We start from the raw sequence: 22,321 nt of genomic DNA, 5'->3' as shown, positions 1-22,321 counted from the left end.
CACGGGCGCAAAGCTGTCAGGACGTGTCGTACGTGCAGTGCGACACGTCTGTCCTTGCCGAGCTCATGAGCATGTTCCGCCTACAGATCGGTACCGGCGTTGCCGTCGTCGCTCGAGGAGTCTCGCTGCTTAGCCTCGCCCTGGGCGGAAGCGTCCTTCTCCTGCTTGTCCAAGAGCTCGAGGAGCGCGATGTCTGCCTTTTGCTGATCCTCCTTCGTCAGTTCAAGAGGTGCGTTGTTGTAGACGGCGTACCGGGCGGGATCAATGATGTTGGTGGTTCTCAAGGTGAACGTCACAAGCGGGCGCCACCCCTTTCGGTGGCCAACCCTCACTTGAACTTGAACCTTGTAGTCGCGGGCCGCCGGAACGAGCCCAGGAAACGGTGCCTCAAATTCCATGAAGAGTTGTTGAGCTTCTCTGCCGGCCACGACGAACCCGGCTGGCAACTTCGCTTCCTCGCCCGGCCCGGGTTGAAGTCGAGACGGTGAAGACATCCACAGGAGTGGTAGATGAGAGGCGGGCTCATCAGGGAAGGTGAGCCTGAGATCCTGTACAACTATCGGCTTGGCACCGGTGTTGTGAAGGACGAGCGGTAGCCGCAGGCGAACCAGAGAGGAAGTGAAGGTCGCCGCAAAGGAATGAGGCTCCCATGACTTCAGGCGCCCTTGCCTGGAATTGAGCCACCAGAATGAGGCGACGGTGAAGACCAGTGCGCAGACCGACACGACGGCGGCGCCAGAAATCGATGAGAACGCATGCTGATCAGCAGCGGTCATCAGCGGGGACACACATTCAGTGTGCCAGCCTCAGGGGGGGGCACGCTAACCGTTACCCATGGGCCTGCAGCCAGTCAGGGCGGTCTCGGCCTGCAGCGGCACATTTGCTGCAATCGCGGCTAAAGCCCGGCGCCCGGGCAGGGAAACCTCAGTCTTTGGCGAGGAGGTGCCTCAGCAGCGCGCCCGAGTCGATGTGCTCGGACTCGGACCCTATGGGCACGTGCGCCTCCGTTTCCTGCAGGAACTTCTTGATGTCCTGCGCCGGAGCTTCGAGCAGCGCCACACCGCCTGGTGGCTTGAGGATGATGTATACGGACCCGCGGTCGCGCTCGCCAGCTGGGCAGAGCCGAACATCACCCTCGCTGACGGGCCCTTTCAGACCCTCGATCAGTAGATCGCGTCCGATGATCCATTCCACCGCTTCATCGCTATCGTCCAGGGTGAACGCGGCACGAACGGCATAAGGATCGCTAGGCTCGTGCCGCAGCCTCATGTGCATGGACAGGGGCATCTCGCGCGAGACGACAAGCTGTACGGGTAGACCGTGTATCACGGTTCTCATTGAATTCATGGGTTCGCTCCTGGTGCCTCGAGCCATAGAGGGATGGCTGCAGCGGGACCGGTGACGGAAGGCACGACAGCGCTCGCAGTAGCTACATCTCGTGCCGTCGCCAGGGTGTCGGGCCGGTCGGCAGGAGCAGACGAAGCCACTGCTGACGGCTGGGGGCGTTAGAGGGATGCAGGCAACCTCGGATGCCGGGCAAGAGTCCGTTCGTGCACGGGGTCACTGCCCTGCCTGTCGCTGTAGTGGCTCCTGCCCTCGTGGTCCCCACCACGACTGCGCCGCGAGGAGCTGGTGCCCTGGCTCTGGCGGTGGCCGTCCCGGCGGTCCCAGCAGTAGTCGTGGTCGCGGTCCGAGGGGTAGTCGTGGTTACGGTCCCAGCGGTAGTCGCGGACGTGGTCGCGGCCCGAGCGGCGGTCGTCGCTCCGGTCCAAGTTGTGCTCGTGGTCGCCGCCCGAGCGGTGGTTGTCAGCCGCAACAGTGGTAGCCGGACGCTGGACATTTTCGGACGTCGCGGCCGATGCGCTAGCCCCGGCCCCAACTATGGCTCCGCCTGCCATCACCACGGAGGTGATGGCGATACATGTGCGCTTCATGAAGCTACTCACGGGTTTCTCCTTCGGCTCGGAGCAATCCGCCGGCGCAAAGGGTGACGGTGCTCCTGTAGCTGGTCCAGTTTGTGGGGTGCTGCGCGAGTGCAACGGTGTTGACCGTCCTGTGCGGGCTCGGTCGGCTGTACTGCGTCACCGAGCGCGGGAGAAGTTGCTTGCGCAGCAAGGCCCCAAGGTTTCATACGCTGTACGGAACTGCCCTTCGAGTAAACCATGCGATGTATGGAAGTGTGAGTGTGAAGTTTCATCGCGCTAGGGATGTGTACCGGGGTCCCAGGTACGAGACGGCCTCGCCTGGTGCGAAGGCCCACAGCCTGGAGGTATCTCTGCAGCAGTCGAGGCGCGCGTGCCGTCTTTGGGGCCCGCTCGTGGAGGCCGCGATGACGACCATTACTCCCACCCAACTGGCCGCACCGAGGAGCAACTGCGCGGCTGAGGCGGCCGTGCGGTGATGGCAACGAGTGGCGGCCTGCTGCTCGGTGTGCTCACCGACCTGGCCCAGGGATCGGTTTCGTGAAGCGTGGAGCGAGATCGTCCCGTGCCGTCTGGTCTGCTGTCGCGTTCGCCACCGGAGTGCTGCTCTACCAGCAGAGCGCCTTGATGCAGGCCGCGATCGGCGGCCTTGGCGCCGACGTCGGCCTGACCGTCGGGTGCTCCGGATACGCCGAAATCAGGCGTGACGGCATGCGGGGGATGCGATCCTCGCCTACGCCCGCATCGAACTGCCCATCCAGTCAGTCTCCCCATGGCACGCGGCACCCTTTAATGACCCGGCTGTAGCCACTCGTTGAGGGCCGCTATGAGGACGGTCGCTTCCAGGAAGTCCATCACAGCTACCTCGGGCAGGGGAGAAAATTGGGCGCCGGCACTCAGGAGAGCACCGGCGCCCACGGCATGGCACCTCTTACCGCCGACCACTCTCGGGCTGCTCGGACTTCCGTTCCGGCGCGCCCAGGCGGCGGCAGGGGCCGTCAGATCCAGGCGACGGCGTCCTCGACGGGCACGCGGGGCAGCCGCGGGAACCACGGGTCGGCACCGGGGTGACCGATGTTGACCACCAGATGCGAACGCCAGTTGGTACCGGTGAAGAACTCCCCGTCCACGCCGGCCCTGTCGAAGCCCGCCATGGGACCCGCCGCGAGCCCCGCCGCGCGCACCGCGAGCAGGAAGACCCCGGTCTGCAGTGCCGAGTTGTAGGCCGCGATGCTCTCGCGCTTCTCGACCTGGTCGGCGAAGGCCGCTCGCAGCATGTCGCCCCGAGCCGGGAAGACTGTCGGCATCTGCTCGTGGAAGTCGACGTCGTACGCCAGGATCGCCACGGCCGGCGCACTGAGCGTCTTGGCCCTGTTGCCCTCGTCGAGATGCCGGCCCAGGCGCTCCTTGCCCTCGCGGGTGCGCACGAAGAGCACGCGCAGAGGCTGACCGTTGGCGGCGCTCGGCGACCAGCGGGCGAGTTCCCAGATCTTGGCGAGTTCGTCGTCGGCAACATCCGTTGCGGCAAAGGTATTCGCGGTGCGGGCCTCGGTGAACAGCACCTTTCGCCCGGCATCGTCAAGGACGTCGAGGGCCTGCGGTTCGTAGTCGGTCATGTTCATGGTTTCTCTCTTGCTTGGTTATGCGAATGGTGTGGTGCCGGGGCGGGTTGACCGCCCCGGCACCACGCGGTGGGGACGGGGTTTACGGAGCCGGGCGGGGCACAAGGACTCGGTGCTGTCATGTGGGCCTGTGGCCCCTGGCCGATGTCATGTGAGGCGTGTTGACCGCTTGTTCCGCTCCGCGCCCAGGCGGGCGAAGTAGGCGATCAGGTCGGGGTTGTCGACCGCCGCGGGGTTGAGGACCTGCTCGGCGGGGACGCCCTGGAGCAGGCGCTTGACGGGAACCTCGAGCTTCTTACCGGTCTTCGTGTGCGGGAGGGACGGTACGGCGAGGATCTCGTCGGGGACATGGCGGGGTGAGGCGCCGTCGCGGATCGCGTCGCGGATCCGGTCGCGCAGGGATTCGTCCAGGCCGACCCCGTCGGCGAGGACCACGAAGAGCGGCATCCAGTAGCCGCCGTCAGGTTCCTCCGCGCCTATGACGAGGGCCTCGGTGATCTCCGGGAGGCGTTCGACGGCGTCGTGGATGTCGGCGCTGCCCATGCGCACGCCGTTGCGGTTGAGGGTGGCGTCGGAGCGGCCGTGGACGATCACCGAGCCGTGTGAGGTGAGCGTGATCCAGTCGCCGTGGCTCCACACACCGGGGTAGGCGCCGAAGTAGGCGTTGCGGTACCGGCTGCCGTCGGGGTCGTTCCAGAAGTACAGCGGCATGGAAGGCATGGGGCGGGTGACGACCAGTTCGCCGACCTGGTCGAGGACAGGGGTGCCCGTGCCATCGTAGGCGGCCAGTGCCACGCCCAGGTTGGGGGCAGACAGCTCCCCTACCCAGACGGGGGTCGTGGGGGCGCTGCCGGCGAAGGCGGAGACAACGTCCGTGCCGCCGCTGGTGGACGCCAGCTGGATGCCTGTGCCCACGTGGTCGCGGACCCAGGGGTAGGCGGATGCGGGCAGGGCGGAGCCGGTGGAGCCGATGACGCGGATGGCCGACACGTCGTGCACGGAGGGTTCGATGCCCAGCTTGGCCATGGCCAACAGGTACTGGGGGCTGGTGCCGAAGACGGTGACCTTGTGGCGGTCTGCCAGCTCCCACAGGATGTCCGGTCGCGCCTGCGGTGCCGGGCTGCCGTCGTAGGTGCACGTGGTGGCACCGGTCAGCAGGGTGGAAACGACCAGGTTCCACATCATCCAGTGGGTCGTGGTGTACCAGAGCAGGCGGTCCCCGACGCCCAGATCGGTGTGCAGGCCGAGGATCTTGAAGTGCTCGAGCAGGACCCCGCCATGGCCATGGACGATGCCCTTGGGCAGGCCGGTGGTGCCGGAGGAGAACACCACCCAAAGAGGGTGGTCGAACGGCACCTGGGCAAAAGAGAGGTCCTCGGTGCGGGTGGCCGCTTCCTCCCAGGGCACCGTCAGCCCCGGGTGCCCGCCCGTGGGCCAGGCAAGGCCCACGTGCTCCACGCGCACCGTGGCCTTCAGCGTGGGCAAGGCGCGGGCCAGTTCGAGCGAGGCGGTCCGGCGGTCGTGTGCCGTGCCGTTGAAGAGGTAGCCGTCCGCTGTGATCAGCACCGTGGGTTCGAGCTGAGCGAAGCGGTCGGCGGCGGCCTTGGGTGCGTAGTCCTGACCGCACACCGACCACACCGCGCCGAGACTGGCGGTGGCGAGGAAGGCGATGACGGCCTGGGGGGTGTTGGGCAGGTAACCCACCACCCGGTCGCCCTGTCCGACGCCCAGGTCGCGCAGGGTGGCGGCGACGGAGGCGACCCGGGCGCGCAGCTCACGGCCCGTGATCTCGTAGCAGGATCCGGTCTCGTCCAGCGCGGTGATCGCGGGAGCGTCCGGCTGCAAATTGCGCAGCGCGTGGTGAGCGTAATTGAGCGTAGCGCCGGGGAACCAGCGGGCGCCGGGCATGGTCTCCTCGGCCAGCACCCGCTCGTACCCGGTCGTCGCGTCGATGGCGAAGTACTCCCACACCGTCTCCCAGAACCCTTCCAGGTCGGTGACGGACCAGTCGTACAGGGCTTGGTAGTCGGTGGGGTCCTGGATCCCTTCGGTGCCCTGGTGGCGGCCCGCCCATCGAGCGAAGTCCGCGATACGGCTGCGGGCGGCCGTCTTCGGGGCGGGGGTGAAGAAAGGTTCCGGATGCGGCGTGGGGTGCGGGGTGGTCATGGTGTAGGGCTCCTCGGCGGAGGGACGGGCCGGGCATCGGCGATATGGCGGGCCGTGTGGAGCAGGGGGGCCCAGACGGCGGTGTCCGTGAAGTCGCCGGTGCCGATGGGGACGGTGTCCATCACGGCGCGGTCGGGGCGCAGCAGGACGGCGTCGGCTCGGCCGCGTGCCAGCCAGGTGGCCAGGGTGCCGTCGTCGTCCAGGTCGTCGATGTGAATCGTGGATGCGCCCAGTGCCGTGGCCACAGCCGTCACCTGCGGGGTGGGCGGCACGGCGGTCAGGACGGCGAAGGAGTCCCCGAGGACGTCATCGAGGCGCACTCGCCTGCCGTCGCGCTGAACCCAGGGCTGCGGGCAGAAGGTGCCGGCCAGCACGCGGCCGGTCAGCCGGGGGCGGCGGCGTATCAGCGGACCGGCGGCCAGGGCGGGGCTGAGGTCGCGGCTTACCGCCGCGGTCACGCCGGGGATGCGACACGCTGCGCCCACGACGGCCCGGCGGAGCGCTGCGGCGCGGTCCTGGCCGCCGGTCATGGCCCAGCCGACGGCGACCGCGACGCGGATCACGTGGCGGGCGTGCGGCTTGCGCTCGTGCTCGTAGGTGTCCAGCAGTCCTTCGTCTGCGCCTTGTTGGAGGACCCGGGCGAGTTTCCAGGTGAGGTTGTGGGCGTCGCGCAGGCCTGTGCACAGCCCCTGCCCGATGAAGGGCGGAGTGAGGTGGGCGGCGTCGCCCAGCAGGAAGACGCGTCCCCGGCGCCACCGGTCGGCGAGGCGGGCGCGGAAGGTGTACTGCGCCTGCCGGATCACCTCGAAGTCGTCGCCCGGGGAGGCATCAGACGGCAGGTCCACCCAGGGGGCGACCAGCTCGCGCAGGCGCTCCAGCCCGTCCGGACCGTCCAGGTGCTGATCGTCGGGCAGTCGGAACTCCCAGCGGTAGCGGTCTTCGCCGACGCGCATGAAAGTGGCCGGCTGGGTGGGGCAGCAGATCTGCTCGGCGCCTTCCCAGCTGCGCACCCGGCGGCTGGTGCGCACGTCGATGACTCGCCAGCTCTCCTCGAAGTGCAGGTCCTCCCATGTGGCGCTGATGGCGTCGCGGGTGACGCTGCCCGAGCCATCGCAGCCGAGGACGGCATCGGCCCAAAGGTGCTCGTCCTCGTCGCTGCCGTCGCGGCGGAAGGTGACCCGGACCGGACCAGCCGAACCCCTTGCTCCATCGGCGTTCTGGCTGACGGAAACGACCTCCACCCCGCCCCGCAGCTCACACTCGGGGCGGTTCGCCAGGGCGTCGCGCAGCAGGTGTTCCAGCTCGGGCTGGTCGAACATGCTGGTCTGCGGGAAGCCGTGATGTCCCTGCGGGGACCGCGCGAATTCGGCGATCACGCGGTGCCGGGCGTCCAACAGCCGGAGCCCGCGTGCCGGGCGGGCGAGGGCGGCGAATTCCTCGTGGACGCCGACACTCTGCAGGATCCGGCGGACCTCGTCGTCCACGACAACGGCGCGCGGCAAGGGGTAGACGTCCTGGTGGCGCTCCAGGACGACGCTGTGTACTCCGCGTCGGGCGAGCAGGAGAGCGGCCGTGACCCCCACGGGTCCCGCACCGATGATCACCACTGGTGTCCGGGATGTGGCGCTCATGGGGTGCCCGTCACAGAGGTCCGCTGCTCGCCGAGGTCGATCCGCCCGTCCGGGGTGGCGATCGTGGCGGTGATGAGGTCACCATTGCGCAGGTAACGGGGGTTTTGGGCCTGGCTGTTGAAGAACGCCTTCCACTTCATCGCGGGCGGCAGCAATGCTGCGATCTTCTCGACAGGCTTGGGCGGGGCTTTGAGGGCCGTGCCGCCGGGCGTGCCGGTCAGCAGCAGGTCGCCCGGGTCGAGGGTCTGGAAGCGGGCGAGCAGGGTGAGGGCCTGCGCGGGTCGTACGATCATGTCGGCGAGCGTGCGGTCCTGGCGCGGTTCGCCGTTGACCGACAGCCGCAGCCGCAGGTTGAGCAGGTGGGCGAAGTCCTCGGGTTCCAGCAGGGCCAGGTACGGACCTGTCGGTGTGAAAGTTGGGTAGGACTTGCTCTCGTAGAACTGGGTCTTGGTCAGCTGGACGTCGCGGGCGCTGACGTCGTTGGTCAGGACGAGACCGGCGACGTAGCGTGGCAGGTCGCTCTCCTCCACGACAGTGCCCACGGGCAGAGGTGCGCCCATGACGAGGGCGAGTTCCACCTCGTAATCGAGGAATTTTACGTGTGAGGGGCGGACGATCTCCTCGTGCGGGCCGCTGACGGAGCCGGATGCCTTGCGGAAGAAGGTGGGCGGGATGTCGCCGGTGAAGCCCGAATCCTTGGCGTGGCTGTGGTAGTTGACCATTTGTGCGACGACCCGGCAGGGGGTCGTGACCGGAGGCAGGGCCACCAGGTCGGCGATGGGCGTGCCGCTTTCGGCGGAGGTGGCGGCCTCGCGGACCGCTCCCCGGTCGGCGAGCAGATCGGCAGTGGTGACTGCTTTGGTCTCGATACGGACGGCGCGCTCGTCCAAGACGACCCACCAGCCGTCGGTGGTGCGCATAACGTTGGTGCTCATGAGCTCATCGCTTTCATCAGGCCCAGCAGGCGTGCGGGGTCGAGTTCGTTGTCGTCGCGCAGGGCCGTCATGACCTCGCGGAGCTTGGCGGGAGACGGGTTTGTGCCCAGGAAGTCGCGGGTGACCGGCGGGCCCCACTGGGCTAGGCCGCTCCCCGACATCGGCGCCCAGCCCGGTTCGAGGTCGCAGGAGAACAGGTCGCCGTCGGCGAAGTGCTCCAGCATGAAGTGGTCGGGGTCGCGCCAGTAGTCGAAGAGTTGGCTGCCCTGGATGTGCCGGCCGATCCCCCAGCTGCGCCGGTAACCGCGCTCGGCAAGGTACTCACCGCCGACGGCGATCGCGTCGAGGTCGGTGACCTGGTAGGCGGAGTGGACATAGCCGCTTCCGGGCCCGAGGTGCAGGGCCAGCGTGTGGTGATCGACGGCCACGCCTCCCTGGTCGCACCGGATGAACGCCATGGTCGGCCCGCGCCCGCGCTGCCCGTCCAGGAATAGGAAGTCGGACACGATCATCCCGAGGGTGTCCAGGTACCAGTTCAAGGTGCGGGCAAACACCCGAGTCTCCAGCACCACATGGCCCAGCCGCTGGATACGGGACGGCTCACGGGGCGGACGCTGGGTGGCGTTCGTACGACGGGGCTCGGTGCCGAAGTTGAGGAGCAGCGGCTGCTGCTCGGGCAGCGCGGGTAGCTGCTCGGCGCAGTACACGACCCGGACTGCCAGGCCCGAGGGATCGAGCAGGGCGACCGACTGCCCACCGCCAGGTACGTCGATGTCCCGCACGGTACTGCCGGTGGCGCGGGCGAGCCGGTCCAGGTCGGCCCGCTCGGCCACGCGGAACGTCGGCCCGATGAACCGGGACGCACGCCCCAGCCGGATGACCATGCAGGGTGAGCCCGCGAACGTACCGCGCAGCCACAGCTCCTTCTCGGTGCGGGCGGCGATCGCGAACCCGAAGTCATGCGCGAACACCTCGGCCTGGTCCAGGTCCGGCTTCTCGAACTCCAGCCAGGCCAGATCCGCCACCTTGATCACGGGATTCCGGGAACGTCCGGGGTGCTCTCCGCGCAGGGCGCCCTGCTCACTGTGAAGGTCTTGGTGGGGCGTCGGGGGAGCGGCCCTGTTAACGGGGGTGTGGGACATGGTGTCCTCCAAGCAACATTGCCGTAATGAGAAAATCATCAACTTTGACTTGCTCATCGTCAATGGGTTCGGGCCAAATAATTGATAATCTCATCAGTAATGGCAGACTGATCGTAACGGTTGTTACACTCGCCGTATGCCGACGTCAGCCCCGACCAAGAACCGCTTCGAGCGGCGCCGCGCCGAGACCCGGCAAGCGTTCGTCCGCGCGGCCCGGCAGATCCTCGCGGAGACCGGGGACACCAGCGCCAGCATCCAGGCCATCGCCGAGCGCGCCGACGTGGGTTTCGGCTCCTTCTACAACCACTTCGAGTCCAAGACGGAGCTGTTCGACGCCGCGGTGACGGATGCCCTGGAGGAGTTCGGCCAAGTCATCGACGACCGTGTCGAAGGGATCGAAGATCCGGCCGAACTAGTCGCCGCGGGCTTCCGGCTCACCGCCCGGATGGCCGACTCTCACCCGGAACTCATGCGGATCCTGCGTGATCGCGGTCTGGCCCACATTCACGCGGACCGTGGCTTGTCACCGCGAGCTCTGCGCGACCTGGAGATCGGCATCGCCTCGGGCCGCTTCACCTGCAGCAACGCGACCACCGCCCTGTCCGCCCTGGGCGGGACCCTGCTGTCCCTCGTGGCGCTGAGGCTGGCCCGCCCGGACCTCGACGGCGACGAGACCGCCTCCGACCTGGCCGAAATGGTCCTGCGCATGCTCGGCCTTCCGCCGGACGACGCCCATGAGGTCACCCGGCGTTCCTTGCCCGCCCTCGACTGACAGCTCAGGGATAGCCCCCCAACTCGGCCTCAGCGAACGTACCCTGCGCCGCCGAATCACCGACCTGACCACCCGTCTTGGGGCGACGAGCCGATTCCAGGCGGGCGCGCAGGCGGTCCGCCGCGGGTGGCTCTGAACTCCCCGTGTTTCAGGGGGCCGGGAGCGAAAGACTGTGGGCGCCGGTGCTCTGTCAAGCTCCGGCGCCCAGTCACCCCTGCCCGAGGTGGTCTTGATGAACTTTCTGTTCAGGTGTTAGGGGACGAGGATGAGGCGGATCGGGTCGCCGATCTTGTTCTCCAGGCGGTGGAGGGCGTCGGCGGCGTCGGCCAGCGGGATGTGGTCGGTGATGGAGGGGGCCAGGTCGAGGCGGCCGGCTGAGGTGAGCCGCACCAGCTCGGAGACGGACTCGGGGGAGCCGCCGTAGTGGCCGCGCACCTGCTTGCACATGTAGTTGAAGGTCAGCCCCTCGGTGATGGTGAGCGGCTTGGGCGTGATGCCCACCAGGATGAGGGAGCCGCCCAGGCCGAGTACTGCGGCGGCCTGCTCGCGGACGACGGGAACGCCGGCGCAGTCGAAGGCGTAGTCGAGGCCTCGTCCGGCGGTGGCCTTCATGACCTGGTCGGCGAAGTCGGGGGCGGCCGGGTCCAGGGCGAAGTCCGCGCCGAATTCCAGGGCGCGCCCGCGGGCGCTGTGCAGCGGGTCGATGGCGATGATCGGCGCGGCGCCGACCAGGCGGGCGAGGCGCACGTTGTGCGCGCCGACTCCGCCAACGCCCCAGATGCCGACGGATTGGGCGGGTCGGACGCCCGCGGTGGTGACGACGGCGGCGTAGGGGGTGGAGACCGCGTCGGGGATGATGGCGGCCTGGTCGAAGGGGAGGTTGTCGGGGATGGGGATGAGGGTGTCCTCGCGGGCGATGGTGTACTGCGCCCAGCCGCCGTCGTAGTCGATGCCGGCGGTGCGCATCTGGGTGCAGGGGCGGCGGCGCGCGCAGTCGGCGCACTGGCCGCAGGTCTTGCCGGCCTCCAGGGTGACGCGGGTACCGACGGTCAGGCCGCGCTTGAGGTCGGGGCCAAGGGTGTGGATCACACCGGAGACCTCGTGGCCGACGGTGACCACGTCGGAGGTAGCGAACTGCGGGACTAGAGTGCCGTCGATCAGGTGAACGTCCGACAGGCAGACGCCGGCGGCCTTGACCTCGATGAGGACCTCGCCCGGTCCGGGCACGGGGACGGGCGTCGCCTCGACGACGAACTTCTTGCTGTCCAGGTGGAAGCGTCCGGCGAGCATGGTGTCCATGGTGATCTTCCTTCTATGAGTGGCGCTTCCGGCCGGTTCGGGCCGATGGGTGCCGTGAGGTGTCTGGTGGGCTTGTGGTGGCCGGGAGGCGTGCGGGGGGAGAGGTACGCCGCACGCCTCCCGGGGCCTGGGGGTCAGGCGAAGACGTCCTGCTGGTAGCGCTCGTCGGCCTCGAGCTGGGCGAGCCACTGCTGGGCTGTCTCGTCGTCGGCGCCGGTCCGCTGGCGGTAGATCGCGGCCAGGGCCTCGCGCACGGCGGGCGCCATCCGGCGGCCGTCACCGCAGACGTAGATGTATGCGCCGTCTTCGATGGCCTGCCACACCGTGTCGGCGGCGTTGGCGATGGCGTTCTGCACGAACCGGGCCGGGTGACCGGCCACCGCGGAGAACGCGGTGTGGACCTGCGCGATCCCGGACTGCTCCCAGTTCTGCATCTCCTGGCGGTAGAAGTAGTCGTGCTCCGGGTGGCGGCAGCCGACGAAGACCTGCGACAGGCCCACCTCGGTGCCGTTCTCCTGCTGCGAGGCGCGCTCCTCCAGGAATCCGCGTAGCGGCGCGATACCGGTGCCGGGGCCGATGAGGATCAGCGGCGTGGCGGGGTCGGCCGGCGGGGCGAAGGTCGGGGAGGGCACCCGCACGTAGCCGTAGAAGACGTCTCCGGACTTGAGGCCGCCGATGTAGGACGAGCAGGTGCCGCGGTACTGGCCGTCACCGGACAGGGCCGGGCCTTCCAGCAGGCCCACGGTCAGGCGCACGTGGCGCGGGTTGGCCAGCGGCGCGGAGGAGATGGAGTAGAAGCGGGGACGGATCGGCCCCGTCATCTCCAGGAAGACCGCCAGCGGCAGTTCGACCGCGGGGAAGCGTTCCAGGAGGCCCAGCACGGAGATGCGCTTGCCGAGGATCTCGTTCTGGTAGCGCTTTTCGGCTTCCTCGGTGTCGGCGGTGTAGGCCTGCAGCTGCGGCCGGGTCCACGGGCACTCGGTGTGCTCAGCCAGGATGCGCACCTGGGTGCGAGTGGCCACGTCCTGCAGCTCCAGGAACTCGGTGAGGAGCAGGCCTGCGGTGACCGCGGTGCCTACCGGCAGGTGGGTGCGGCCGCCAGCCGGCTGGTCCAGGCGCAGGACCTGGTCGCGTTCGACGCCGAGGCGGGTGAGGGCGCGGTTGACGAGGACGGGCTCGTTCTTGGCGAAGACGGCCAGGTGGTTGCCGGTGTCGTAGGTGACGCCCTCGGGGAGCTCGATAGTGATTGACTTCGCCGACGGGCGCGGCGGCTCGAGGCTGAAGTCCCACAGGCCGGTCGCGTCGGCCACGAGTTCCTCGTTGGCCACCACCGTGAGGGGATAGGCCTGCTCGGAGACGATGGCGGGGCGCACGTCCGCCTCGGTGAGCAGCTGGACCTGGTAGCGCGGGCCGCTCGCGTCGGATGTGTCGGCGGCGTACTCCTCGGCCAGGGTGGTCCACAAGGTGTCCATCCAGCGAGTGGCCATGCCGTCGAAGTCACCGGCGGCGTCGGCGATGCCACGCTCGATGATGGGGGTGGCGCCAGCAGCCAGCAAGGCTTCGTTGATCCGCGTAGGGAAGGCCTGGTAGGTGGCCACCCACTGGGTGTTGCCGGCGCCCAGCAGTGCGAGCCGCACGTTCGACAGCGAGCCCTTGGGCAGCCCGGCGGCGATCAGGTCGTCGAAACGCTGGGCATTGTCGGGGGCCTTGCCGTTGTAGCTGGCGGCGACCACCACGAGCAGGCCCTCGGTGGGCAGGTTGTCGCCCAGCTCATCCAGGCTGGTCAGGGTGGTGCCGAAGCCGGAGCGCTCGCCGCGGTCGGCGATAGTGCGCGCCAGGTCCTCGCACGAGCCAAGGCTGGAGCCGTAGGCGACGGTCAGGTTCACCCCGACACCGCTGACCGCGGCCTGCGCCTGCGTGTCGTCGGTCTGCAGGTCCACGGCGCCGAAGACGGTCCGCTGGTGTTCCTCACGGCGACGGACGACCAGCTCGAAGTCGCTGGGCTTGCGCGTCAGCGCCTCCTTGACGTCCATCTTGTAGTCGCTGGTGTCGGAGAACTTGAGCTTCTGCAGCACCAGCGCGAGGGCCAGGCGGGCCTCGGTGAGCGCGAACTGCCGGCCGATGCAGGCACGCACGCCGTTGCCGAACGGCTTGTAGGCGTGCGGGTGCTGCTTGGCACGGTTCTCCGGCAGCCAGCGGTCGATGTCGAACTCCTCGGGCCGCTCCCACGCCTTGGGGTGGGTGTGCAGCGGGCCCTCGAGGATGTTGACCCGCGTGCCCTTCTTCAGCTCGTAGCAGCCACCGATGACGGTGTCCTCCGACGGGGCCTTGCCGAATGCCGGGATGGGAGCCCACAGGCGCAGGGTCTCGTCCAGAATGCGCGGGATGACGTCCAGCTTCATGATCGTGTCGTAGTCAGGCACGGTGTCGCCGGGCAGCAACCGGTCCACCTCCGCGTAGGCCTGGGCCAGCACATGCGGGTTGCGCATCAGCGAGTAGGTGGCGAACGACAGCAGACCGCTGGTGGTCTCGTGACCGGCGATCAGGAACGTCAGCACCTGGTCGCGGACGTTGTCGTCGGCCAGCAGCTTGCCGGTATCCGGGTCGGTGGCCTCCAGCATCAGCCCCAGAAGGTCCTCCTCGCCGCTGCCCTCCCCCTGGCGGCGCTCCTTGATCACGCTCTCGACCAGTTCCTGCATCTGCTGAATATTCTCGCGGTACTTCCTGTCGTCCGCCTTGCGGAACTTGGTCATCATCGGCAGTTCCTGCGAGCGCCGCAGCGACTCCACCAGCGCGCCCAGCAGCGCGTTGAGGAAGGGGTGCAGCTCCTCCTTGTCGAAGGACTGGAACCGGAAGCCGAAACCCGACAGGGCGATGGTGTCCAGCGTCAGACGGGTGTAGTCGTCGGTGATGTTGACCGACTGACCCTCCCTGCGCTCCCATTTGCCCACCAGGTTCTGGGCGATCTCCAGCATCTGCCCGTAGTAGGCCTTCATGGCCCGCTGGCTGAAGGCCGGCATGAGGACACGGTGCGCCATTCCCCATTCCTCTTCGTGCTGGTGGGCCGTGAACAGGCCCGCCCCCGCGAAGTCCCGGACATGGTGCAGGGGCGTTTTCTCGATCTGCTTGAAGAACCGCGTCTCGTCGCAGACTTCGGCCACCAGGTCCGGGTCGTAGACGAAGACCTGCTCGATGCCGGCGATGTCCATGCCGTAGATGCCCTCTGGGAATTGCTTGGACAGCTCGCTGAAGTACGCCACCGGGTTGGTGCTGGGAATCTGCGGGGTGTGGCCGAGCAGGGGTATCCCGCGCGGGGACCGAATGGGGCGAAGGTCGTTCGACATGGTCATGGCTTGCTCCTTTGGGTGGAGAGGGATAGGCAGGGGCGCCGGTCGATGTCGGGGTGCACCTCGGAAACATACGCCGTATGGAACAGAACCGTACGCCGTACGGAACGTCGAGCACAACCCGGCATGCGGGAGTGTCTCCTCCGTCACGATGCAGCCAAGCCCATTTCCATACGTTGTATGGAACCTATACCGTACGACGTATGACAAAGGTGAAGCGTCCCCAGCGGGGAACAAGGAAGAGAGACGTGCCTCTGACCGAGGCCGGGATCTATGCAGCCGCCCTGCGGCTCATCGACGCGGACGGGGTCGAGGCGCTCACCATGCGCAAACTCGCGACCGCGCTGGATGTGAACCCGATGTCGCCGTACCACCACGTGCCGAACAAGGACGCCCTGCTGCGCGGAGTGGCGAAGATGGTCGGCGCCCAGTTCCGCACCGTGAAGCTGGAGGACGCTCCCTGGCAGGAGCGCATCCGCCTGCTCGCTACAGATTTCCGGACGCTGGCGTACCGCCACCCCAACCTCATGGCCTACTCATTCAGCCACCCGGACTTCATCCAGCCCGACGACCCGTTCTGGGCCGCGCTCATCGCGACACTGAATGCCCTAGGGGTACCGCCCTCAGAGATCCAGCAGATCGCCGCTCTCATGTGCGCCGTCGTCATCGGTGTCCTCATCGCCGAACTCAACGGTGCGCTTCACCAGTGGTCGAACCTCAAGCCCACCGCCCCCGCTTCCGGCGAAGGCAGCGAAGACGAGCCCCCGGGCGGAGCCCCTGACGACGACCGCATGTTCCGCCTAGTGCTGGACACGATCATCACGGGCCTGGAAAGCCGACTCGCCGCCAATCGTGACGCCAGGGTGCCAGCCATTGAGTCCTGAGGCATTGCGGCCTGAGGCAGGCCCGTGGCCGAGCGAGCTCGGACTACGCGTGGTCACAGATTTCCCCTCGCCAGCATCCGAACCAGGTCGACGTCGTCATCTTCCACAAAGTCCGCGGCAGCGAAGGTACGCCCGAGGAGTTCCAGTACTTTTGCGGCCGCTGGGGCGTGGTGCAGTTGATGGGGCGCGTCGGGTCGACAGCGCCGCCGCGTAGTCGTTCCACTCGCTCCTGCAGTCCACGGCAACACCGATGACAGATGGTGACCGTCTCGTAGACGCTCCACACCGCGCACGACTGACAGCACCTTCGGCGGGCCAGGCTTGCCGTTCAGCCCTCTGCGCCCAGCCCCGCGCCCAAGGCGCGACCTACATGATCACGATAATCTGGGCAAGCGGCCACAAATCCCCACTCGCCAGCATCCGACAGTGGAGTGAAAAAATGGGCACGAAAGGAACGACTGTCCGGCGCTGGATTGCCAGAGGACATCGAGCATGATCAGTCCGAAACCTGGCGGTTGGCCGTATGCCTTCGACGCCCTGGCCACCGCCGTACTCGACAGCCGGGGGACGGTGCTGGCGTGGACCGAGACGGCGGCGGACCTGACTGGGCTGACGGCCGAGGACGTCTGCGGCCGCCCTGTGCAGGAACTGCTGGCCGACCTCCCGGGCGACGCGGATGCGGCCACGGCGATACCTGCACTCGGCCAGGTACGGCTGCGCCGCCGTTCTGGAGAGATCATCCCCGTCACATTCCGGGCGACGCGGGTTACAGGGTCTTCCGATCTCCTCGTCGTGGCAGCTCCTACACAGAACGTGTCCGATCAACAGCAGGGCGCAGAACTCCTGCGCGCGTTTTGCTCCCAGGACCGGATCGCAATCGCCCTGCATGATCGGGACCTGGTCATCGTGCACAGCAACAACGTGTCGGGCGTCTTTGGCTGTCCCTCCGTGCCGCCCAGGGGCCGGCTGCGCGACGTGCTGATGGACGGGGACGCTGAGGAAACCGAGGCGCTCCTGCGTCAGGTCCTCGACACAGGCGCACCGTTGGTCCGCAGGGACCAGCCAGTGAGGTGGCAGCACGACCCGGCACGGCAGCGGGCCATGTCACTGTCCGCCTTCCGCCTCGAGGACGAGCTGGGGCGACCGACCGGAGTGGTAGCGCTGTACATCGATACCACTGATCAATGGCGGGCTCGTCGGGACCTGGACCTCGCTCGTAAGACGGCCGAGCGCGTCGGGGGGTCCCTCGATGTCGTGCGCACGGCGCAGGACCTGGCGGATGTAATGGCGCCGGCCTTCGGAGACTTCGCGGCGGTCGATCTCGCGGAGGCCGTATTCGACGGTGACGAACCCGCGAAGCGGCTGGGCGGTGGAGATCTTTGTCTACGCAACGCTGCGATGGCACCGGCCGCCGAGGGGTGGCCGGCTGGCATCGAGCGCGGCGACCCTGTTCCACCGTTCCTCGATCACCCCGTCCTGCGCAGTTTTCAACACGGTGAGGCGGTCATCCTCAGCCGCGACGAGTACATCTCCGTGATCGGCGATCCGCAGCTGGTCGAGTTCCTTCTGCCGAAGGGCTGTCATTCGGTGATGGTGGCGCCGTTGCACGCTCGCGGCCTCACGCTCGGAGATGTGTCCGTCTGGCGCGTCGGCTCATCCGTTCCGTTCACTGAGGACGAGGCGGATCTCATGGCTCAGATCGCATCGAGGGGCGCACTCGCCATCGACAATGCCCGCCGTTACACGCGAGAGCACCGGGCGGCTGTTGCATTGCAGCGACGTCTTCTTCCGCCGGCCACCACCGACGCTCCGGCAGGCGAGACTGCAGGTGTCTACCTGCCCGCGGGCGGCGGAGCGGAGATCGGCGGCGACTGGTTCGATGCCATTGCTTTGCCTTCCCTCCGGCTGGCCCTTGTCGCCGGGGATGTCGTCGGCCACGGCATGCCCGCGAGCGCCACCATGGGACGCCTGCGCGCCGCCATCCAGACGCTCGCGGACCTCGAACTCGAGCCCGACGAGCTGCTCACCCGGATCGCGGACTTGGTCCAGCGCCTTGCGACCGAAGCCCCACCGGCAGACCAGGACACCGTCGGCGCCACGTGCCTGTACGCGGTCTACGACCCAGTCACTCAATGCTGCACCCTGGCCAGTGCCGGGCATCCGCCGCCCGTCCTGGTCCGGCCCGACGGGACCGTCGAGGTGGTCGAGGTCTCCCCGGGACCGCCACTCGCCATCGGCGGCATGCCGTATGAGACCACCACGATCGGCCTCGAGCCGGGTAGCGTCCTCGCCCTCTATACCGACGGGCTGATCGCACGGGAGGGCGACGACATCGGCCAAGGGCTGCGGCACCTGATGGACACTCTCGCCGCGACCTGCCGGCCGGAGCGCCCTCTGGACGAAATCGGCGCGGCTCTCCTCGCCAACCTGGCTGACCAAGCGCCGCGCGACGACGCGGCCCTGCTGCTGGCCCGCACCCGCGCCGTCCCGACGAAGGACACCGCTCAGTGGCAGATCCCGGTCGATCCTGCCGCCGTCTCCGAGGCCCGAGCATGGACAACCCGCCAACTCACCAGGTGGGGGCTGGACGACCTCCTGTTCACCACCGAACTCATCGTCAGCGAACTGGTGACCAACACCATCCGCTATGGTCGTCCGCCTGCGGAACTGCGTCTGATTCGCCACGACGTTCTAGTCTGCGAGGTCACCGACTCCAGCCCCACCCAGCCTCGCCTGCGGCGTGCCGCAACCACCGACGAGGGAGGACGCGGCCTGTTCCTCGTCGCCCAGCTCGCCATGCGCTGGGGCTGCCGCTACAGCCCAGGCGGCAAGACGATCTGGGCCGAGCAGCTCAGCGAGTATCCACACTGAAATGCGGCCCCCTCGTTGTGCTGCAGGCGGCGACGAGGCGAGCGCGGCTCCTGCGCAGTGAGAGTCGCTGCGCGCCCTTTAACGCAGATTGTTTGCATATAGTCATTAAGTGCGGCTGGGTTGACCTGGCCCATAGAAGCGAACGAAGACCACGCATGAGCGCCGCGCCCACGGCCACCGGCGGCGCCCGTTCTGCCACGGGCTGAGCCTGGATGAGGTCGTAACGGTCCCGGTCGGCGGGGGCCCTCAGGGGCGAGGAGTACGACGACGAAGTCCGTTCCGGGCAGGTGCGTTCGCGGTCGATTCAGGCCGCAAGACTGGGGCACAAACTCGAACCCAGCGCCACCTCGAGACGAGTGACTGTTCCCGTGTCGGCAGGACTCTCCCTCGGAGCGGGCGGCTGATGGGCTCGGAAGGCCCCGGCCGCTTCGGCCCAGGAGTACAAGCAGCTGACGGTCAAGTAGCCGGCGCCATTGGCCCGCTGAAGACCATGACCGAACCCAGCGGTGCTGCGCGGCTGCTCCCGGCGAGCAGGTCTTCGGCGGCCGGCCGTTCCACACCCTTCCCCCCAAGACGACACGACTGACGTGTAGTCACGGACAGTCGCTCGATCCGGGTTCCGAAACAGCTTCCCCCCTGCGTCTTCAGCCTTCAAAAGGAAGCCTTCATGCCTTCATCTGTCATGCCCACATCCAGGCAGGGTGGCGGTCATCCGCCGCCGCCCGCCATCTCCGTCGTCGGGCTACGCAAGTCATACGGCGAAAAACTCGTCCTCGACGGTATCGATCTGCACATCCCTGCAGGGTCTGTGTTCGCGCTGCTCGGACCGAACGGCGCCGGTAAGACCACCGCCGTCAAGATCCTGTCTACGCTCATCACCGCCGACGCCGGTGACCTGCACGTCGGCGGGCACAATCTAGGCGCCGACCCACAGGCGGTCCGTGCCGCGATCGGTGTCACCGGGCAGTTCTCCGCCGTCGACGGCCTGATCACGGGCGAGGAGAACATGCTCCTCATGGCGGACCTGCACCACCTGTCCAAGCGCGAGGGGCGACGGGTCGCCGCCGAACTCCTGGAGCGCTTCGACCTGGTGGAGGCGGCGAAGAAGCCCGCCTCGACCTACTCCGGCGGCATGAAGCGCCGCCTCGACCTCGCGATGACGCTGGTCGGCAGCCCGCGGATCATCTTCCTCGACGAGCCGACCACCGGTCTCGACCCGCGCTCCCGACACAACATGTGGGCCATCATCCGCGGCCTCGTCTCCGACGGCGTCACCGTCTTCCTCACCACGCAGCAGCTGGAGGAGGCCGACGAACTCGCTGACCGCATCGCTGTGTTGAACGACGGCAAGATCGTCGCCGAGGGTACCGCCGAGGAGCTCAAGCGGCTCATCCCGGGCGGGCACGTCCGGCTTCGCTTCACCGACCCGGTCGCCTACCAGTCCGCCGCTGACGCCCTGCGCGAGGTCACCCGGGACGACGAGGCGCTGTCGCTGACCATCCCCAGCGACAGCAGTCAGCGCGAACTGCGCTCCATTCTCGACTGGCTCGACTCCGCCGGCATCGAGGCGGACGAACTGACCGTCCATACCCCCGACCTCGACGACGTGTTCTTCGCCCTGACCGGTCCAGGCAACGTCCCCAACCAGCCCAAGGAGACCGTCCGATGAGCTCCCTCTCGCTCGCTGTACGCGACTCGAACACGATGCTGCGCCGCAACCTCCTGCACGCATGGCGCTACCCGTCAGGGACGTTGAACCTGCTGCTCACGCCGATCATGATGTTGCTGCTCTTCGTCTACATCTTTGGCGACGTGATGAGCGCCGGTATCGGTGGCGGCGGCGCGGGCCGCTCCGACTACATCGCCTATATCGTCCCCGGCCTGCTGCTGATGACCGTCGGCAGCACCGTGATCGGCGCCGCAGTGTCCGTCAGCGTGGACATGACCCAGGGCCTCACCGCCCGCTTCCGCACGATGGCGATCTACCGGGGCTCTCTGCTCGTCGGGCATGTCGTCGGCGGCGTGCTGCAGTGCGTGATGAGCGTGGTCCTCGTCGGCGCCGTCGGGGTGGCCATGGGCTTCCGGTCCACGGATGCCACGGCACTGGAGTGGATCGCGGCGTTCGGGCTGATCACGCTGTTCGCTCTGGCACTCACCTGGATCGCGGTCGGCGTGGGCGCGGCCAGTCCCAACCCCGAGGCGGCCGGCAATATGGCCATGCCGCTGATCCTCCTGCCGCTCATCTCCAGCGCATTCATCCCGGCCGCCACGATGCCGGGTTGGTTCCAGCCGATCGCCGAGTACCAGCCCTTCACTCCTGCCATCGAGACCCTCCGTGGCCTCCTCCTCGGCACCGAGATCGGTAACAATGGCTGGATCGCGATCGCCTGGTGCGTGGGCCTGATCGCGCTCGGCTACCGCTGGTCGACGGCGCAGTTCAACCGCGACCCGAAGTAGCCGAGACGACCGCACTGGCCGCCTCCCGCAACGCATCCCTTCGACAACGACACAGCCGCGGACTTCCTACCCCGGACCATCGACGCCACTGCTCCCGACAGAACGGCCTGTCGACGGAGTGGGTGGCGCGTGTGCTGCATCGCCCGTCCGCCGACGCCGTGACGTCCGCAGGCCGGAAGCATGTCGCGGATTCCTTCACCAGGGACAACGCCACCGAGCACGGACCCGCACCTACGACGCTCAGCGTGGCCAACTAGTCTTCTGAGTCATGAATTCTGTTCATATGTATAGGCTTGCCGTATGGCACGGATGGGGCGGCCGAAGGCCGAGTTGACGCTGTCGGACGAGGAACGGGCCGCACTTGAGGGGTGGGTGCGGGGTCGTTCCACGCCGCAGGCGTGGGCCTTGCGGTGTCGGATCATCCTGGCCTGCGCGGAGGGCGCCTCGAACAAGGACGTGGCGGCTCAACTCGGTTCCACGCCGCATGCGGTGGGCCGTTGGCGGGCCAGGTTCGTGCAGTACCGGATCGCCGGTCTGGGTGACATGCCACGTTCCGGTGGCCCCAGGACAGTGACGGACGAACAGGTCGCCGCGGTGGTTGCCAAGACGCTGGAATCCACTCCCAAGAACGCAACGCACTGGTCGACACGGTCGATGGCGAAAGAGATGGGCCTCTCACAGTCGTCGGTGTCACGGATCTGGCGGGCGTTCGGCTTGCAGCCGCACCGGTCCGAGACCTTCAAGCTGTCGACCGATCCGTACTTCGTCGACAAGGTCCACGATGTTGTCGGCCTCTATCTGGACCCGCCCGAGCGGGCATTGGTGTTCTGTGTGGACGAGAAGTCGCAGATCCAGGCCCTGGACCGGTCCCAGCCGGTGCTGCCGATGATGCCAGGGGTTCCCGAGAGGGCGACTCACGACTATGTGCGCGCCGGCACCACCACTTTGTTCGCGGCCCTTGAGGTCGCGACCGGCAAAGTGATCGGCTCTCTGCACCGCAGGCATCGGGCCGAGGAGTTCAAGAAGTTCCTGATCAAGCTCGACAAAGAGGTACCTGCCGGCCTGGATGTCCACCTCATCTGCGACAACTGTGAGCATCATGGTGTGCCGCAGGGGGCCCGAGCCTGACCCGTGCGACAACTGGCCGCATCTGCCTTGGAGTAGAACTGTCGGCCCCGGCCTCCTGCGGTGCGTACTGCCGCCGGCCTGGTGAACGTGTCTCGATAGGGGCTTTGCTGCACAAAGCACCGTCACAGTTCTGACCGCTCACCGG

16 protein-coding genes and 1 pseudogene are annotated in these 22,321 nt (G+C 67.7%); 7 read left to right on the top strand and 10 right to left on the bottom strand.

What is annotated here, in order from left to right:
* Window positions 1-80: 80 nt before the first annotated feature.
* The 3 genes from OHA88_RS06610 to OHA88_RS06600 all read right to left on the bottom strand — a co-directional run bounded on the left by OHA88_RS06610 (window position 81) and on the right by OHA88_RS06600 (window position 1,946).
* Window positions 81-788 (bottom strand): hypothetical protein, encoded by a 708-nt coding sequence (locus OHA88_RS06610; protein WP_328624633.1) that lies wholly within the window; start codon window positions 786-788, stop codon window positions 81-83.
* A 136-nt stretch (window positions 789-924) separates the two neighbouring features.
* On the bottom strand, window positions 925-1,347 hold the full coding sequence (locus OHA88_RS06605; protein ID WP_328624632.1) for an SsgA family sporulation/cell division regulator: 423 nt from the start codon (window positions 1,345-1,347) through the stop codon (window positions 925-927).
* Window positions 1,348-1,505: 158 nt separating this feature from the next.
* Window positions 1,506-1,946: a hypothetical protein gene (locus tag OHA88_RS06600; RefSeq protein WP_328624631.1), complete on the bottom strand. Its 441-nt coding sequence runs from the start codon at window positions 1,944-1,946 to the stop codon at window positions 1,506-1,508.
* Between the two features lie 516 nt (window positions 1,947-2,462).
* On the opposite strand from OHA88_RS06600, the gene OHA88_RS44530 reads away from it, so the two are divergent.
* Window positions 2,463-2,729 carry a DUF6518 family protein gene (locus OHA88_RS44530; protein WP_443044185.1) on the top strand — a complete coding sequence of 89 codons (267 nt, stop codon included), beginning with the start codon at window positions 2,463-2,465 and terminating at the stop codon, window positions 2,727-2,729.
* Between the two features lie 191 nt (window positions 2,730-2,920).
* Here OHA88_RS44530 and OHA88_RS06595 read toward each other — a convergent pair whose 3' ends face one another.
* From OHA88_RS06595 to OHA88_RS06575, 5 genes are all read right to left on the bottom strand, one after another.
* On the bottom strand, window positions 2,921-3,538 hold the full coding sequence (locus OHA88_RS06595; protein WP_328624630.1) for a malonic semialdehyde reductase: 618 nt from the start codon (window positions 3,536-3,538) through the stop codon (window positions 2,921-2,923).
* 153 nt (window positions 3,539-3,691) lie between these two features.
* Window positions 3,692-5,710 (bottom strand): acetoacetate--CoA ligase, encoded by a 2,019-nt coding sequence (locus tag OHA88_RS06590; protein ID WP_328624629.1) that lies wholly within the window; start codon window positions 5,708-5,710, stop codon window positions 3,692-3,694.
* Window positions 5,707-7,341 (bottom strand): bifunctional 3-(3-hydroxy-phenyl)propionate/3-hydroxycinnamic acid hydroxylase MhpA, encoded by a 1,635-nt coding sequence (gene mhpA, locus OHA88_RS06585; protein WP_328624628.1) that lies wholly within the window; start codon window positions 7,339-7,341, stop codon window positions 5,707-5,709. The genes OHA88_RS06590 and mhpA overlap by 4 nt, the downstream gene beginning before the upstream one ends.
* Complete coding sequence (locus OHA88_RS06580) at window positions 7,338-8,276, bottom strand: fumarylacetoacetate hydrolase family protein (RefSeq protein ID WP_328624627.1); 939 nt, start codon at window positions 8,274-8,276, stop codon at window positions 7,338-7,340. Before OHA88_RS06580 ends, mhpA begins: the two co-directional genes overlap by 4 nt.
* The gene (locus OHA88_RS06575; RefSeq protein ID WP_328624626.1) at window positions 8,273-9,418 is read right to left on the bottom strand and encodes a VOC family protein; all 1,146 of its coding nucleotides are present in this window, start codon (window positions 9,416-9,418) and stop codon (window positions 8,273-8,275) included. The genes OHA88_RS06580 and OHA88_RS06575 overlap by 4 nt, the downstream gene beginning before the upstream one ends.
* A gap of 136 nt (window positions 9,419-9,554) precedes the next feature.
* Here OHA88_RS06575 and OHA88_RS06570 point away from each other — a divergent pair, with 136 nt between their 5' ends.
* The gene (locus OHA88_RS06570; RefSeq protein WP_328624625.1) at window positions 9,555-10,190 is read left to right on the top strand and encodes a TetR/AcrR family transcriptional regulator; all 636 of its coding nucleotides are present in this window, start codon (window positions 9,555-9,557) and stop codon (window positions 10,188-10,190) included.
* Between the two features lie 252 nt (window positions 10,191-10,442).
* On the opposite strand, the gene OHA88_RS06565 is transcribed toward OHA88_RS06570, so the two are convergent.
* A complete protein-coding gene (locus OHA88_RS06565; protein WP_328624624.1) occupies window positions 10,443-11,489 on the bottom strand; it encodes a zinc-binding dehydrogenase in 1,047 nt (348 codons plus the stop codon).
* A gap of 134 nt (window positions 11,490-11,623) precedes the next feature.
* A complete protein-coding gene (locus OHA88_RS06560; protein ID WP_328624623.1) occupies window positions 11,624-14,839 on the bottom strand; it encodes a bifunctional cytochrome P450/NADPH--P450 reductase in 3,216 nt (1,071 codons plus the stop codon).
* Between the two features lie 245 nt (window positions 14,840-15,084).
* On the opposite strand from OHA88_RS06560, the gene OHA88_RS06555 reads away from it, so the two are divergent.
* The 5 genes and pseudogenes from OHA88_RS06555 to OHA88_RS06535 form a co-directional block, all read left to right on the top strand.
* The gene (locus tag OHA88_RS06555; RefSeq protein ID WP_328624622.1) at window positions 15,085-15,720 is read left to right on the top strand and encodes a TetR/AcrR family transcriptional regulator; all 636 of its coding nucleotides are present in this window, start codon (window positions 15,085-15,087) and stop codon (window positions 15,718-15,720) included.
* Window positions 15,721-16,212: 492 nt separating this feature from the next.
* Window positions 16,213-18,591 carry an ATP-binding SpoIIE family protein phosphatase gene (locus OHA88_RS06550; protein ID WP_328624621.1) on the top strand — a complete coding sequence of 793 codons (2,379 nt, stop codon included), beginning with the start codon at window positions 16,213-16,215 and terminating at the stop codon, window positions 18,589-18,591.
* Between the two features lie 667 nt (window positions 18,592-19,258).
* The gene (locus tag OHA88_RS06545; RefSeq protein WP_328624620.1) at window positions 19,259-20,260 is read left to right on the top strand and encodes an ATP-binding cassette domain-containing protein; all 1,002 of its coding nucleotides are present in this window, start codon (window positions 19,259-19,261) and stop codon (window positions 20,258-20,260) included.
* Window positions 20,257-21,048: an ABC transporter permease gene (locus OHA88_RS06540; RefSeq protein ID WP_328624619.1), complete on the top strand. Its 792-nt coding sequence runs from the start codon at window positions 20,257-20,259 to the stop codon at window positions 21,046-21,048. Before OHA88_RS06545 ends, OHA88_RS06540 begins: the two co-directional genes overlap by 4 nt.
* A 300-nt stretch (window positions 21,049-21,348) precedes the next feature.
* Window positions 21,349-22,161, top strand: a pseudogene (locus OHA88_RS06535) (IS630 family transposase); the annotation flags it as partial.
* Window positions 22,162-22,321: the final 160 nt, after the last annotated feature.

It is taken from the genome of Streptomyces sp. NBC_00353 (assembly GCF_036108815.1).
In the GTDB taxonomy this organism is placed as follows: Bacteria; Actinomycetota; Actinomycetes; order Streptomycetales; family Streptomycetaceae; genus Streptomyces.
The sequence above is the reverse complement of the archived record's forward strand: the minus strand, read 5'-3'. Positions and strand labels throughout refer to the sequence as shown.

Excerpts from the sequence above, each read along its gene's own strand:
- OHA88_RS06595 (WP_328624630.1), bottom strand. The coding sequence starts at position 3,538 with ATGACCGACTACGAACCGCAGGCCCTCGACGTCCTTGACGATGCCGGG.
- OHA88_RS06545 (WP_328624620.1), top strand. The coding sequence starts at position 19,259 with ATGCCTTCATCTGTCATGCCCACATCCAGGCAGGGTGGCGGTCATCCG.
- OHA88_RS06565 (WP_328624624.1), bottom strand. The coding sequence starts at position 11,489 with ATGGACACCATGCTCGCCGGACGCTTCCACCTGGACAGCAAGAAGTTC.
- mhpA (WP_328624628.1), bottom strand. The coding sequence starts at position 7,341 with ATGAGCGCCACATCCCGGACACCAGTGGTGATCATCGGTGCGGGACCC.
- OHA88_RS06580 (WP_328624627.1), bottom strand. The coding sequence starts at position 8,276 with ATGAGCACCAACGTTATGCGCACCACCGACGGCTGGTGGGTCGTCTTG.
- OHA88_RS06560 (WP_328624623.1), bottom strand. The coding sequence starts at position 14,839 with ATGACCATGTCGAACGACCTTCGCCCCATTCGGTCCCCGCGCGGGATA.
- OHA88_RS06550 (WP_328624621.1), top strand. The coding sequence starts at position 16,213 with ATGATCAGTCCGAAACCTGGCGGTTGGCCGTATGCCTTCGACGCCCTG.
- OHA88_RS06540 (WP_328624619.1), top strand. The coding sequence starts at position 20,257 with ATGAGCTCCCTCTCGCTCGCTGTACGCGACTCGAACACGATGCTGCGC.
- OHA88_RS06590 (WP_328624629.1), bottom strand. The coding sequence starts at position 5,710 with ATGACCACCCCGCACCCCACGCCGCATCCGGAACCTTTCTTCACCCCC.
- OHA88_RS06605 (WP_328624632.1), bottom strand. The coding sequence starts at position 1,347 with ATGAATTCAATGAGAACCGTGATACACGGTCTACCCGTACAGCTTGTC.
- OHA88_RS06575 (WP_328624626.1), bottom strand. The coding sequence starts at position 9,418 with ATGTCCCACACCCCCGTTAACAGGGCCGCTCCCCCGACGCCCCACCAA.
- OHA88_RS06570 (WP_328624625.1), top strand. The coding sequence starts at position 9,555 with ATGCCGACGTCAGCCCCGACCAAGAACCGCTTCGAGCGGCGCCGCGCC.